Here is a 13848-nt window from a genome sequence, read left to right as displayed (position 1 = left end):
GGACGAATGAGACGGCATCAGCGAAGCACCGCACACCCCGTCGCCCTGGGTCTGTGCGCGGCGTTGATCTCCGGGGCGCTCCCCGCGCGGGCGGAGCCGAGCGCCGCCGAGAAGGCGACGGCGGAGGCGCTCTTCGACGCGGCGCTCGATCTGATGAAGCAGGGGCGCAGCGAGGAGGCGTGCCCGAGGCTGGAGCAGAGCCACCGCATCGACCCGGGCATCGGCACGCTGCTCTACCTGGCCGAGTGCTACGAGAACACCGGCCGCACGGCGAGCGCCTGGGCCACGTTCCGCCAGGCCGCGTCGGAGTCGAGGGCCGCGGGCCAGGCCGAGCGCTCTCGCAAGGCGCAGGCGAGGGCCGCCCGGCTGGAGCCGGGCCTGTCCAAGCTGAGCATCGGCGTCGCCCCGGAGAACCTGGCCCTCCAGGGGTTCGCGGTGCGCTCCGCCGGGCAGCCCGTCGAGCCGGCGATCTTCGGCATCGCGATCCCGGTGGATCCGGGCGAGATCGCGATCGAGGCGAGCGCGCCGGGCCATGAGACCTGGAAGACGACGGTGAAGCTCGGGAGCAACAAGGCCTCGGCGAACGTCGACGTGCCGGCGCTCAAGCGGCTCGAGGGGCCGCCGCCCGACCCGGTCAAGCCGCCGCCCAGCGAGGCGGAGGTCCCCGCGCCCGCGGTCGGCGCCCCTGCGCGGGCGTCTGCTCCGGCGCCCGCGCCGGCGCCGGTCGAATCGCGGGGCGACACGATGCGCCTGCTCGGCCTGGTCGTGGGCGGCGCGGGCGTCGTGGGGCTCGGCGTGGGGACGTTCTTCGGCGTGAAGGCCATCTCGAAGAACGGCGACGCCGAGGGCTACTGCAAGGGCGGCAGCACGTGCGAGGATCCGCGCGGCGTGACGCTGACCGAGGAGGCCAGCAGCGCCGCCACCGCCTCGAACATCGCGTTCGGGCTCGGGGCGGCCGCGCTCGCCGGCGGCGCGGTGCTGTACTTCGTCGCGCCGCGGCCGTCGTCGCGGGTCGAGGTGGGGCCGGTGGTGGGCGCGCGCAACGTCGGGCTGCGCGTCGGAGGGACGTTCCAATGAGGCGCGCCCTCCCGACCGGGCTCTTGCCGCTCGTCCTGCTCGCCCCGGCGGCGCTCTCCGGCTGGCTCGGCTGCCACGCCATCGCCGGCATCGAGGACCGCACCTACGTTCCGCCGGAGGAGGAGCAGGAGCCCCCCGTGAGCGAGGCGTGCGCGTCGTACTGCGCCGACGTGATGGCGAACTGCACGGGCGAGAACCAGGTGTACTCCACGCTGGACACCTGCCACGGCGTGTGCGCGGCGCTCCCGGCGGGCGATCCCCTGGAGCCGGTGGACAACACGCTCGCCTGCCGCGCGCGCCAGGCGGAGCTGGCGGGGCTCACCGGGGAGCCGGCGGTGCACTGTCCGGCGGCGGGCCCGGGCGGCGACGGCGTCTGCGGGACCAACTGCGAGAGCTACTGCGCGCTGCAGGCGGCGGCGTGCACGCCCGAGCTCCCCACGCAGGCGGAGTGCGTCGCCAAGTGCGCGGGGCTCCGGAACGACGAGGGGTTCGACGCCATCGAGAACCACGAGGGCGACACGCTGCAATGCCGCCTCGTGCACGTGAGCTCCGCGACGGTGGACCCCGACGAGCACTGCCAGCATGCGAGCCTGATGCCGGTGACGCCCTGCATCGAGCCGGAGGGGACCGAGCCGAGCTGCGAGGACTTCTGCCGGGTGGTCATGACGTCCTGCGAGGGCGACCGGGCCGTCTACGACTCGATCGAGCAGTGCCTCACCGTCTGCGCGGCGCTCCCGCCGGGCGGAACGGAGGACCGGAGCGAGAACACGGTGGGCTGCCGCCAGTACCACGCCTACAGCGCGCTGCTGGCCCCGGACACCCACTGCGCGCACGCGGGGCCGGGCGGCGACGGCCATTGCGGGCTCGACGGCGACTCCACGACGACGGGCAACTGCGCGTCGTACTGCACGCTGCTCGAGGCGGGCTGCAAGGAGGCGTTCGACGAGATCTTCGGGGACCGGGGCGCGTGCGAGCTCGACTGCGGCGACGTGTCGGGGGCGGGCCGCGACTCCGGCTACGCCGTCGCGAGCGCCGAGGGCGACACGGTCGCCTGCCGGCTGCTCCACGTGAGCCGCGCGTTCGAGGATCCGACCCTGTGCGCGGCGGCGCTCGGGGACCCGCCCTGCCAATGACGGATGGCGGGCGGCGCGGCGCTGCCCTGTGGACGTAGGGGCCGGTGCGCTCCAGGGGCCCGACAGCGGTCGTGCTGCAGGGCCTGGTCCTGTCCCCCGAGGGGTCGGCCTGATGGTGCCTGGCCTGGTTACGTCCTGCATGGATGGGACAGATGTGCCAAGCGATCCGCCATCTGTGCCATGGGAGGGGGGTCCGACACTGGCTCAACCGCAATGCATTGCGACACACCGGGGTCCGGACCCCTCCGAACCGTTCCGCGGAGAGCCATTCCGGCGGAATCTGTGCCAAACAACGCCCGATTCCGAGCAGATTTGTGCCATTTACCCCTCAAAAGCGCTCGATCTTGTGCCAGAAGGGGGGTCCGGACCCCTCCGGATCGCAATCCAGAGCGCTCGCGCGGGCTCTGGACCCCTCCTGGTCGCGATCCAGCGCGTGCGCCGGGGGTTCCGAGCGCTCCTCGGCGGATCGCGGAGCGCGCGGCGGTCAGCTCAGATCACGGGAGAGGAGGCGGGTATTCGCGAGGTCGAGCTGGCGCCCGGCTCGCGTCAATTCACGACGGGCACGAACTCCTCGCACGCCTCCTCGATCGCCGTGAGGGCGTTCGTGAGGCCGTCCTCGAGGCGCCCCGCGCAGAGATCCCAGAAGAAGCCGCGGCCGTCGGAGGAGAACGTGTTCACGAGCCGCTGCAGGTTGCGGGCCTCATCCGCGCTCCCATAGGCCCCCTCGCAATCGGTCTTCCCGCCGATGCCGAGGAACACGACGTTCTTCGCGTCGCCCTTCACCTTGACCAGGCGATCGTGGATCGCTTGCGGCTCCTGGCGCGGGACGGGCTGCTCGTCCTCATCGGTGATCACCACCACCACGAGGAGCGCGTCATCGCGGACGAACCCCGCGTTCTCCTCCTGGGAGAACGGCGGCTCCAGCGCGGCGGCGACGGCGGACGCGGGCTGTTCGTCGTCGTTCCTGCCGGTGCACTCGACATCGTCCACATAAAGATTTGCGGCGCACTGGAACTCGCCCGTGAGGTCGGAGCTCGAGCTATCCATCCACACTTGTCCGCTCTGGAACGAACATTGGCCTGCGGCGCCGCGCGTGTGGAAATTTGCAGGAAGCGGGCAGGCGTCGATCACGGCCGCGCGGAAGTCTTGGATGCCGCTGATATCGAGCAGCGCCTGCGCGAAGGCCGGGAACACGACCTCGCGCATCGACTGCTTTTCCTCGTTCATGCTCGAGGAGTTGTCGAGCGCGAACACGACATCGACGTGCTGGCACCCCGCGCTGTTCGCGCCGCTGCCCCCTGTCCCGCCGGTCGCTCCGCTGACCCCGTTGCCGAAGGAGCCCCCGCCTTGCCCGAAGGGGCCACTCCCCGACCCGAAGATGTCCCCCCCCTGCCCCTGGCTCCCTCCGCTGGCCGCGCCCGGCGAACCGCTGTCGTCGTTGGTGCCCGAGTCACCGCCGCACGCCACAAGACCCACCATCCCTGCGCAAAGCGCCGCGCACCATGCTCTAAGCTCCATTCCGCACTCCTTTTTCCTTCGGGGCGCTATGCCCTACCCGCTCGTCAACGGTCCCGCGACGTCGATCGCCGGAACGTGGATTGTATCACGCGCGTAGCGCCCGCTCCAGCGGATCGGCCGAGGGGGGCGACGAGCGTTGCCGTCCCTGCCGAGTCCTCGCGCTGAGGAAGAGGGGGACCTGATCATCCATGCACCGACGCACCGATGAGCTCGATGTTCCATGAGCGCAACAGCCGCATGCCTCGATGGCACGACGCTCGAAGACACCGGTGACACGAGGGCTTGTCGGTCGGGCTGCTCGACATGCCCCAAGGCCGCGAAATCCGGCCCGATTGCGGCCATCCAGCCCTCCAGGCGCTGGCGACGGAGCGGCACGAAATTCAGGGTCTCCCTGACAACTCGGTCGGTAGACGCATCCACTGACGCTCTCTGCGAGCCCCACTACAGTGTGTCGCATCGACGAGGGGAACGCTGTCCCCAGGACGAGCAGGCCTGTCGAGGTTCAATCATCCAAGCGCCCGCGTGCAGGTGGGACGCGGTCGAGGATCCGAAGGAAGACGGGCTCGGATTCGAGGATTCGCTTCTTTTGGCCTGGCGGCATACCCCATTTTCCAATGGCGGTAGGCCCTCGAGGCGACCGGAGCGACGCCGCGCTACTCCCAGCGCTCCGCGAGGACGGCCCTCATCCGGTCGATCCTGAGCGCGCGCTCCAGGGCGCGCCCCTCGAAGGCGCTGAGCAGGGCGGGCAGCGCCTGCCGGGCCAGCGCCAAGAGCGCGCGGCGGCGCACCTCGGGGTCGAGCCTGCCCTCGGTCACGATCTGGCTGAAGGCGAGGGCGAGGATCGCCTCGTCCCGCGTGAGCAGGCCGTACTCGTCCTCCTCGCCGAGCGCCTGGACCTCGGCCGCGTCCACGGCGTTCCAGTGGGCGCTCTCCACCTCCCAGCGGGCGAGGAGCGCGTCGAGCAGCTCGAGGGGGCTCCCCTTCGGGTGCTCGTCGCGGAAGTCGCGGAACGCGGTCAGCGTCTCGTGCGCCGTCTCGTTGCCGAACGGGGCGGTCTCGTCGGTCAGCGACCAGAAGAACGGGTCGGCCAGGGCAGCGGCCGCCCGGGGGTGAGCGTCGTCGGGGGAGAGGTCGGGGAGCTCGGGCGCATCGATCATCGAGGAGGGCCTTCCGTCGGGTGAGGCGGGCGCGGCGCCGCTACCTTACCGCGCCGGGCCGCCGCGTCACCTCGCCGGGGCGCCGCGCGAGGCCGCGGCGCCGGCCCTCCTCACTTCCAGCGCCACTTGCCCTTGCCCTTTCCCTTGTGCTTGCCCTTGTGGATGACGATGACCCGGCGGCCGTCGTCGTCATCGTCGTCGTGCACCACGACCGTGGGCCTCACGTCGACCTTCACGGCCCACGCGGTGGCGACCAGGATGCCGATCACCGGCGCGCTCGGGCCGACCACGATCACCGAGCCCGGCCGGTAGCCGCAGAGGACCACATCCGTGTGCCCGCCCTCCTTGAGCACCACCGTGATCTTGGTCGGGTTGACCTTCGCCTTCAGCTTGCCGGTGAAGTAAAGCCGATCGGGCCCGGGCGCGAGCACGATGACGTCGGGGCCCGACGCCGTGTGGATGGCCAGCTTGATCTCGCGCTCGCCGATCGGGACCGGCTTGAGGTTGAGATCGAGCACGTAGACGCGCAGGTCGCCCGTCTCCTTGTCGGCGACGATCTCCACGATGTCGTCCCCGACCGGCTGGAGCACGCCGCCGTTCGGGCCCTTCAGCCCATCGACCTTGGTCGCCTGGTTCTCCTTGGCGCTCTCCTGGAGCTCCCGGGTCCCGCCGCGCGGCACGTGCAGCACGCCCGTGAACGGCTCGCCCCTGACCTTGAACTCGTAGCCCACCTCGGTGAGGTCGTCCTCGAGCGGCGGGATCTTGGCGCGCAGGACGCCGCCCGACTTGGGCTCCGGCACGAGCTCCGCCTTCACCGGGGCGCCGTCCTTGCCAGGCACCTTGACCGTGAGGTTGCCCGACACGCCCTCCTCGATGGGCTTGCCGCCGCTGTCCTTCACGAGCACCGTCACCTGCCCGTCCTGGGCCACGGTCATGACCACGGAGCCGGGCTCGTGCTGCTCCGTCAGCGCCCAGTTGTCCTCGATGCTCTCCGCCGTGATCTGCGGCGACTTGCTGCAGGCGGGCGCGACGAGCGCCGTGGAGACCACCGCGAGCGAGAGGAGCACGGAGCGGAGACAACCCTGGATTCTCATACATCCCTCTTTGGCAAAGCCCGGATCGAGCGCTTCGACTGCGGAGTCCATCTCTCGGCGGCCGGGTGAGCCGGCCGCATCGTACCAGAGCGGCCGCGCCCGCGTGGCCGTCCGCCCGCGCCACGGGCGCGCGCCGGCGGCGCCGCGCGGCCGTGGACCTGTCCCGAGGTGCTCATGATCCGCATGCCGCCGCCTCACACCTGCTTGCGGGTCACGGACCAGATGAAGCCGTCGTACCAGAAGTGCATCAGCGCGACGGTCTGCGTGAGCGACCAGAGCGCGCGGTCCTCCGCCGGCGCGAGCTCGGCCCACACGCCGTACGCGAGGACGCCCGCGAGGAAGACGGCCACCGCGATCGGCTTGCCGGCGCGGCGCGCGTCGAGGCGCAGCCGCCGGCGGAGGCGGCCGCCCTCCGACCACCAGACGAGCGCGAGGTACTGCACGGCGTGGAACAGGTTCATGATGAAGAACGCCTGTCCCCAGGGGTTGAACCCCCACGTGTAGATGGAGCAGAGCCCCGTCGTCACGAACAGCCACACCTTGGGGAACGACACCCGGTAGCCGCGCCGGTACAGGGAGCGGTAAGCGAGCGCGTAATAGACCAGGAACAAGGTCCCTGCGGCGATGACGACCCAGCGGATGACGCGGTGGTGCGCCTCCATCAGCCCCGGGACGGAGGTGAAGAGGGCGGCGCCCACGTCCTCGAAGGCGTCGAAGCTCTGGAAGTGGAGGATCATCGTCGCGCCCGCCAGGATGGGGCCGACGTAGAGGAGCAGGTTGAGCCAGAGATCCAGCCGGCGGCCGAGCGCCGGCGCGTTCCCCGCGCGGGTGTCGTAGATGCGCCCGAGGCCGAACGTCTGGAGCGCCGAGTGGTAGACGTCCCAGAACACCACGAGGACCGTCACGCAGACGACGGCCCACATGGACAGCATCATCGCGGCGAACAGGGCGACCGGCGCCACGAGGAAGCGGAGCCGGTGCTGCCGGAAGATCTCCGCGTTGCCGTGGCTCCGGAGGAGCACCGCGGCGAGGTGGCCGTGAATGAGCGTCCCGATGAAGAGCCCCGCCCACGTGACCTTCTCCCCATACAGCCGGAACCGCGCGTCGGTGAACGACGTCCCCGCGATCGAGGCGCCGGCGGCCAGCGCGACGAGCGGCGGGAGCAGGAAGAAGGCCCAGTCGTACCAGGGGCCGACGATGTAGGCCGTCCTGCCCGCGGCGGTGAGCGCGGGAGACGCAGGCTCGGCCCGGGCGCTCATGCCGCACGCTCGACCGGGGCGGACGGCGCCTCCGGAGCTGCTGGCGAGAAGCCGATCGTCCACCCCTGCACGGCGAGGTGGTCGACGAGCGACAGGAGGAAGAGATTCAAGCCCAGCATCTCCATCGACTCTTCGACGAAGTCGATGAGCGCGTAGACGAGGTTGTCGCTCCCGGCCTGCGCGGTCCAGTACCCGAGCGGCAGCTCCAGGACGAGGGCGCCGGCGACATAGATGCTGCCCGAGAGCAGGAACCGGTTCCGTGTGCCGCGCGGGAGGTGCGCGAGGAACCCGAGGTACGCGAGCGCGAACGCCGCCACCACGACGGCCGCCGGGATCACCCAGCCGAAATACAGGACGCCGCCCAGGTCGAGCCAGGAGCTCGCCGCTTCGTGGATCTCCACGACCTCGTCGAGCGAGATGTACAGGAACGCCGCGGCGAGCCCCCACCAGTGCTTCACGAACCGGCCCGCGCGGCGGGCGCCGGCGGCGATCGCCGCGAGGGTGAGAGAGCACGCGAACAGCAGACACGATGTGTACCACGTGGGCACATTCTGCTCGTAGCTCAGCGAGAGCAGCGGGACGACGCCGCTGCGGCTCTTCAGCTTGAGGATCGGCTTGAGCACCTCGACGGCGAGCCCGGCGCCCGCGACGGCCGCCATCGAGGCGAACAGCGCGGTTCGCAGCCTGGCGCTCGCGAGGGTGATCTGCATCGAACATGAATAGATACGCGAGGACGTCTCACGCCGTCAACGCGCCCAGCCCGCCGGCCGCGCGGCGCGGCGCGCTGGCGAGCGGCCTCAGGAGAGCTCGCGACGCGGCCGCAGGCGCCGCCCGGCGGCGGAGCGCGGCGAGGGCGAACAGGCACCGTCCGTCGCGTGCGCCCCTGCTGTCGCGCGCTCGCGCGCGCCGCCGGGACGCGCGCGCTCAAGGCGCGCGGTAGGCGACGATCTGGCCTTCGAAGCGGTAATCGCCGCCGTTCGTCCAGAACACGTCCTGACCTTCCGGGGCGGCGATGCGCCAGGCGAAGTGCTGGCCGAGCGCGAGCACGACGGTCGTGCCGCTCTCGAGATCGTGCGCGTTGACGCTGCGGTTCCGGCTCGTGTCCGTCGAGAACAGCGTCGAGCCCCGGAGGGCCAGCCCCGCCATCGAGCCGCCCTGATGGATCAGCGTCTTGGCCCCACCGGCGATCGGCGCCTTGAACACGCCGCCGTCGCCGGCGCTCGCCCAGTAGACGAACTCCGCGTCCACCGCGATCCCGGTCGGCTCCGCCTCGTTCTCGGCGATGACCGTCACCTCCCCGCCCGACTTCGCCACCTTGTAGACCTTGTTGGTCGCTTTGCCGCCGGTCCAGTAGATGTGGTCTTTGTCCTGCGCGAGGTGCTCGGGCCTGCCGGCGCCTTCCGCGAGGACGACGGGCTCGCCGCCGCCGAGCGCCATCTTGTAGATGTTATGTCCATCGCCGTCGCCGAAATAGAGCGACGTTTCGTCGCCGATGAGGCTCAGCAGATAACCGATCTCGAGCAGCGTCTCCATCTCCAGGGTGGATTTGTCGACGCGCTTGATCGCCGACGGGATGACCGGATCGTTGTCGCCGCCGCTCGCCCAGTACACGTCGGTGTCGTTGACCCACAGCGCCGTGGGGTCGGGATCCGGGGGCGTCATCGCCTCCGCCTCGGTGGTGCCCTTCTTGACGCGATAGATGAAGCCGTCGTTCGAGTCTTCGGGCGCGGTGTCCTCGGTGCCGCCGCTCGCGAAATAGAGGTAGGCGTCGTCGGCGGCGATCGCCTTCGGGAAGTAGTGCTGGCTCGCCATCGCCGTCGGCGGGATCATCCCGGCAAAGAAGCTGGAGAAATGCGAAGTCTCCGTGATGACCCCGGCGGGAGAGGGGTCGTGACGCTCCATCGGGGTGAAGTCGTCGGAGCCGGTGGGCGCGGTGAAGCCGTACGCGTCGAGGAAGGTGTTCTCCCCGAGCTCCGCCTCGAGCTCGACGGTGATCGGCAGCGTGAGCGTGATCGGCTTGGCGAACGTCTGCCCCTCGGGGCCGAGGACATACATGGGCCCAACCGCGCCGTCGCGCGTGGCCTCGACGCGCTCGATGGTGAGCCCCGTCGCCGCGCTGACCGCGCCCGGCGGCACCTCGATCGTGAAGCCGTCCTCCGCGGTGAAGACGCCGCCCTGGGCGTCGACGGAGAACTGCGGGCTCTCGCCCGGCGCGGCGTCGTCGCCCGCGTCCGTCCCCCCGCACGACGCGCTGCCGAGCGCAGCCGCCGCGCACGCCAACACCACGAATGAGGATCTGCTCATCGTCTCGCCTCTCCGCGGGCGGTCGTCGCCACCCCACCCGCACTGGTTGTGATGGGCGAGCAGTCGCGCCCCGGCTCGCCGGCGGCTCATGAATCGACGCGAGGAGATCGGCGCGACGGAGCCGAGCGGCCATGAGGAGCTCGGAGGTGGGGTGTGATGACCTGGTGAGAGCGTTGCGCGCGGCGCGAGAGGCCGTTACCGGCTGGGGAGCGGCAGGCCGGCGTGCGCCGAGAGGCGAGCCATCGCGAGCTTGGCGGCGACGAGCGCCTCCTCCGGCGTGCTGCCCGTGGCCGAGAGGTGGCCCATCTTGCGGCCGGGCCGGGCGATGCGCTTGCCGTAGAGGTGGAGCCGGACGCCCGGGATCTCCAGCGCGGCCTCGAAGGGCGGCGGCGCGCCGCCGAGCCACGCGTCGCCGAGCAGGTTGACGATCGCGGCGGGGCGGACGATCTCGACCGAGCCGAGCGGCAGATCGCAGACGGCGCGGACCGCCTGCTCGAACTGGCTGGTCGCGCAGGCGACCTCGGAGGCGTGGTAGCTGTTGTGCGGCCGCGGGGCGAGCTCGTTGATGAGGAGGCGGCCGTCCTTGAGCAGGAAGAGCTCGACCACGAGCAGGCCCTCGACCCGCAGGCCGACCGCGAGATCGAGCGCGATCTGCACCGCCTGCCCCGTCACCGAGGCCGAGAGGGGGCCGGGCAGCAGCGACCAGTCGAGGATCTGATCGCGGTGGTGGTTCAGGGCCGGCGGGTAGACCGCCAGCTTGCCGCTCGGGCTCCGCGCGACGAGCACCGAGAGCTCGGCCTCGAGATCGAGCGCCTGCTCGACCACGCAGCGCTGGCCGCCCAGCGATCCGAAGAGCGCCTCCACCTCGCGATCGACGTCGCCGCCGCCCGGCGGCGCGCCCCCCGAGAGCCGCAGCTGCCCCCTGCCGTCGTACCCGCCGACGCACGACTTCACGAAGCACGCCCCGCCCATGGCGCGCGTCGCCGCGAGGAGCTCCGCGCTGGTCGCGACCTCGCGGAAGGGGCCCACCGGGAAGCCGTTGTTCGACAGCCAGCTCTTCTGGACGCCGCGATCCTGCACCATGGCCAGCACGTCGGCCGACGGGCGCACCGGCGCGAGCCGCGCGGCGGCCGCGAGGCCGGCGGTGGCGACCTTCTCGATCTCGAGCGTCACCACGTCGCACTGCGACGCGAGCTCGGCCGCCTGCGCGGCGTCGTCGAACGAGGCCACGATGCAGCGATCGAGCACCGACCGGGCCGGGCAGTCCGGATCCGGGTCGAGGGCGTGGACCTTGTATCCGAGCGTGCGGGCGGCGAGCGCCGTCATGCGGCCGAGCTGACCGCCGCCGAGGATACCGAGCGTAGAGCCGGGAGCGATGGGCATTTCTGGGACCTGTGAAAGACTGGGTGATGCTAAACGATGACCGAGTCGCGGAGCACCGACGCCTCCTGGGCGCCGCGGAACGCGGCGAGGCGCTCGCGGAGCTCGGGGTGCTTGCCCGACAGGATCGCCGCCGCGAACAGGGCGGCGTTGGCGGCGCCGGGCTTGCCGATCGCCATCGTGGCGACCGGGACGCCCTTGGGCATCTGGACGATCGAGAGCAGCGCGTCCATGCCGTTCAGCGCCGTGGCGGGGATGGGCACGCCGATGACCGGGAGCACGGTCTTCGCGGCGACCATCCCGGGCAGGTGGGCGGCGCCGCCCGCGGCGGCGATGATCACCTCGATCCCGCGGTCCGCGGCCGTGCTCGCGTACTCGAACATCCGGTCCGGCGTGCGGTGCGCCGAGACGACGCGCACCTCGTGCGGAATGCCGAGCTGCGTGAGCAACTCGCTCGTCACGGCGAGGTGCTCGTAGTCGCTCTTGCCCCCCATGATCACGCCGACCCAGGGCCTCTCGGTCGAGCTCGCTCCCATCGCCGTCGGGGCCCGGCCCTCGCCGGCCCCTCCTTGCTCCATCGTGCTCATCGTTCCACCGATCACCGATCCATCATCCATCGACCGAGGCGCCGCGCCCCGGTCAGCGCGTGAGCTGCTCTAGCAGGCTCAGGCTCTCGCGCTCCTCCTCGCCGATCTCGCCGTCGGACGAGATCATCTCGCGCGCGGCCGCCAGGAAGAGCTGCCGGTGCGCGCGGGGGATCTTCATCGGATCCAGGTCGTCGGCCGCGGGCGGCACCTCGAGCCAGCTGCGCACCTGCTTGGCCTCCTCCTCGTCGAGCTGGAGCCGCAGGATCATCTTGCGCACGAACGCGCGCTCCTGCTCGCGCACCTGGAGGTCGGCCCAGGCGAACGAGCAGATGAACCGCATCAGCTGGAGGCGTTCTTGGCGAGAGAGCTTGTCGAGCATGGGCGGAGACTCTAGCCCGGATCAGCCGGCGCTTTGTGTGGAATCGGCACGCCGCCCGCCGTAAAGGGATCCCCGGGACCTCGCCGTTCGCGCTCACGCGCTCCGGCGCCCCGGCCTCTTCCCGCTTCCGCTCCTTCCCGATCCTTCCCGCTCCTTTCGTGATTCCGCGCTGCCCGCCCGCGGCGCCTCAGCGGTACGGGCGCGCGACGCGCCGGCCGCGCAGGAGCGCCGACAGGTGCAGCTGCGCGCCGAGCAGATCGCGCAGGGTCGCGGGGTCCTCGAGCGGCGCCGGCACCGTGATCACGATGGCGTGCGGCGCGATCCGCAGCGCGTGCGTGCGGGCCCGCAGGCGCTTCACCGCCTCGCGCGCCCCGGGCGAGGCCGCGCGCAGCTGCTCGGGATCGTCGGGATCGAGCGCCGCGTCGAGGGGCGGATCGAGCACCAGCGTGACCTCGGAGCGCTCGGGGTGGGGGCCGCGCTCGAAGCACGTGTCGATGTGGAACGTGGCGCCGTCGAGCTGCGCGTCGCGGATGCGCATGCGGCCGACCTCGAAGCGGCCGTGGACCTCGGCCGCGAACCGCTCCCACGCCGGGCGCATGCCGGCCATCGGCGTGGGCGGCGGGATGCGCGCCGACGCCGCGGTGATCTCGGCCGCCAGCGCGGCGAGGTGCTCCAGGAACGCGCCGAGCCACGGCTGGTCGTGGCCCGGCGTGCGGGACCGGACCGACACGTGCTCGTCGTCGAGCCGGACGTCGTCGAAGGCGAGCAGCGCCCTGCGCAGCGGCCCCGCGACGACGGCGCGGACCTGGCCGGGGTCGCGCCCGCGCACGCGGTAGCGGCGGCCGAAGCCCTCGTCGTCCTCGGAGGCGAGCGCGAGCAGGAAGCGCTTCACGCCGACCTCCAGGTCGAGCCCCCACGACGGCCAGCGCAGCTCGCCCACGAGCGCGCCGCTCGACGACGAGCCCGCGTCGATCCACACCGACGCCGCGCAGCCGGCGAGCGCGCCCGAGAGGCGCAGCTCCAGCGGATCGAGCGACAGGCCGTGGCGCGCGCCGACCGCGCCCCAGACCGCGCGCCACCGCCCCGAGCCGATCTGCCGGCGGATCGCGCCGAGGCCGGGCGGCCGGTCGAAGACGCCGAGCACGAGCGGCGTCGTGTGGACGACGCCGTCCGCCCGCGCGAGCTCGACGCGCACCTCGAGCCCCCAGACGAGGGCGACCCACCCGGCGTCGAACGAGGGCGCGACGGAGCGGGGGATCCGGAACCGGAAGGGCAGCTCCCGCCCCTCGTCGCGGCTGTCCGCGCGGCGGAAGGCGGTGAAGCGGTGCGCCTCGGTCGCGCGGTTCGACGCGGCGGGGCCCCCGCTGAGCAGGCGCTCGACGCCGACCAGCGAGATCTCGATCCCGCGCACGCCGCGGCCCTGCACGTTGCCGAGCGCCACCGCCCCCGAGATCTCGTCGCCCGGCGCGAAGACCTGATCGTCGAGCGAGACCTCGATGAAGGGGCTGTCGCCGCGCGCGGTGGTGCCCGCGACCGGCGAGCGGGGCGGGCGCGTGCCCGGGCGCGGCGTGACGAGCACCTCGTACGACTCCTGGACGTCGAGCCACCACGGGATCGCGATGGAGAGCGTGATGCCGTAGCGGATCTCGGCGCGCGTGCCGAGGTACGAGCAGGGCGCGTCGGCCGGGAGTGGGAAGCTCGCGCGGTAGCGCTGCTCGCCCTCGGGGAGCGTCGTCTCCCCCGCGAGGCGGGCGACGAGCGAGAGGAAGTGGGGCGGCACGAGGACGCGCTCCTCGACGCGGGCGATCTGCATGCCCTCCAGGTGGAGCTCGATGGAGTCGACCGGCGTCCTCGCGCGGCTGCGCAGCACGAGCTCGACCAGGACGACGTCGCCCGGGTGGACGGTCCTGGACATCCGGAGCTCGACGTCGGGTCGGCTGCGCATGGCGAACGGCTCAGC

The 13848-nt window shown here is 71.9% G+C and carries 12 protein-coding genes; 2 read left to right on the top strand and 10 right to left on the bottom strand.

The genetic code is table 11. The features are described 5' to 3' along the window. The first annotated feature begins 6 nt into the window (after positions 1-6). Positions 7-1077, top strand: a complete 1071-nt coding sequence (locus tag WMF20_RS10815; RefSeq protein ID WP_437612964.1) for a hypothetical protein — start codon at positions 7-9, stop codon at positions 1075-1077. Beyond that, positions 1074-2210, top strand: coding sequence for a hypothetical protein (locus WMF20_RS10810; protein WP_437612962.1), 1137 nt, complete (start codon positions 1074-1076; stop codon positions 2208-2210). The genes WMF20_RS10815 and WMF20_RS10810 overlap by 4 nt, the downstream gene beginning before the upstream one ends. 546 nt (positions 2211-2756) lie before the next feature. On the opposite strand, the gene WMF20_RS10805 is transcribed toward WMF20_RS10810, so the two are convergent. The 10 genes from WMF20_RS10805 to WMF20_RS10760 form a co-directional block, all read right to left on the bottom strand. Beyond that, the gene (locus WMF20_RS10805) at positions 2757-3728 is read right to left on the bottom strand and encodes a hypothetical protein (RefSeq protein WP_437612960.1); all 972 of its coding nucleotides are present in this window, start codon (positions 3726-3728) and stop codon (positions 2757-2759) included. A gap of 653 nt (positions 3729-4381) precedes the next feature. Continuing rightward, positions 4382-4885 (bottom strand): hypothetical protein, encoded by a 504-nt coding sequence (locus tag WMF20_RS10800; RefSeq protein WP_437612958.1) that lies wholly within the window; start codon positions 4883-4885, stop codon positions 4382-4384. A 110-nt stretch (positions 4886-4995) separates the two neighbouring features. Then, positions 4996-5979 (bottom strand): hypothetical protein, encoded by a 984-nt coding sequence (locus WMF20_RS10795; RefSeq protein ID WP_437612956.1) that lies wholly within the window; start codon positions 5977-5979, stop codon positions 4996-4998. A gap of 194 nt (positions 5980-6173) precedes the next feature. Further along, positions 6174-7238 (bottom strand): hypothetical protein, encoded by a 1065-nt coding sequence (locus WMF20_RS10790; RefSeq protein WP_437612954.1) that lies wholly within the window; start codon positions 7236-7238, stop codon positions 6174-6176. After that, positions 7235-7948, bottom strand: a complete 714-nt coding sequence (locus tag WMF20_RS10785) for a hypothetical protein (protein ID WP_437612952.1) — start codon at positions 7946-7948, stop codon at positions 7235-7237. Before WMF20_RS10785 ends, WMF20_RS10790 begins: the two co-directional genes overlap by 4 nt. A gap of 214 nt (positions 7949-8162) precedes the next feature. After that, positions 8163-9542, bottom strand: a complete 1380-nt coding sequence (locus tag WMF20_RS10780) for a DUF5050 domain-containing protein (RefSeq protein WP_437612950.1) — start codon at positions 9540-9542, stop codon at positions 8163-8165. A 195-nt stretch (positions 9543-9737) separates the two neighbouring features. After that, a complete protein-coding gene (gene purK, locus WMF20_RS10775; RefSeq protein WP_437612948.1) occupies positions 9738-10925 on the bottom strand; it encodes a 5-(carboxyamino)imidazole ribonucleotide synthase in 1188 nt (395 codons plus the stop codon). A 29-nt stretch (positions 10926-10954) separates the two neighbouring features. Next, on the bottom strand, positions 10955-11458 hold the full coding sequence (gene purE, locus WMF20_RS10770; RefSeq protein WP_437617098.1) for a 5-(carboxyamino)imidazole ribonucleotide mutase: 504 nt from the start codon (positions 11456-11458) through the stop codon (positions 10955-10957). 103 nt (positions 11459-11561) lie between these two features. Then, positions 11562-11888: a TerB family tellurite resistance protein gene (locus WMF20_RS10765; RefSeq protein ID WP_020734229.1), complete on the bottom strand. Its 327-nt coding sequence runs from the start codon at positions 11886-11888 to the stop codon at positions 11562-11564. A 187-nt stretch (positions 11889-12075) separates the two neighbouring features. Next, positions 12076-13833, bottom strand: a complete 1758-nt coding sequence (locus WMF20_RS10760; RefSeq protein WP_437612946.1) for a hypothetical protein — start codon at positions 13831-13833, stop codon at positions 12076-12078. Positions 13834-13848: the final 15 nt, after the last annotated feature.

Origin of the sequence: Sorangium sp. So ce834, assembly GCF_051521425.1 — a bacterium.
Taxonomy (GTDB): domain Bacteria; phylum Myxococcota_A; class Polyangia; order Polyangiales; family Polyangiaceae; genus Sorangium; species Sorangium cellulosum_D.
Note: the sequence above shows the minus strand (reverse complement) of the source record. Positions and strands in the feature narration are given on the sequence as shown.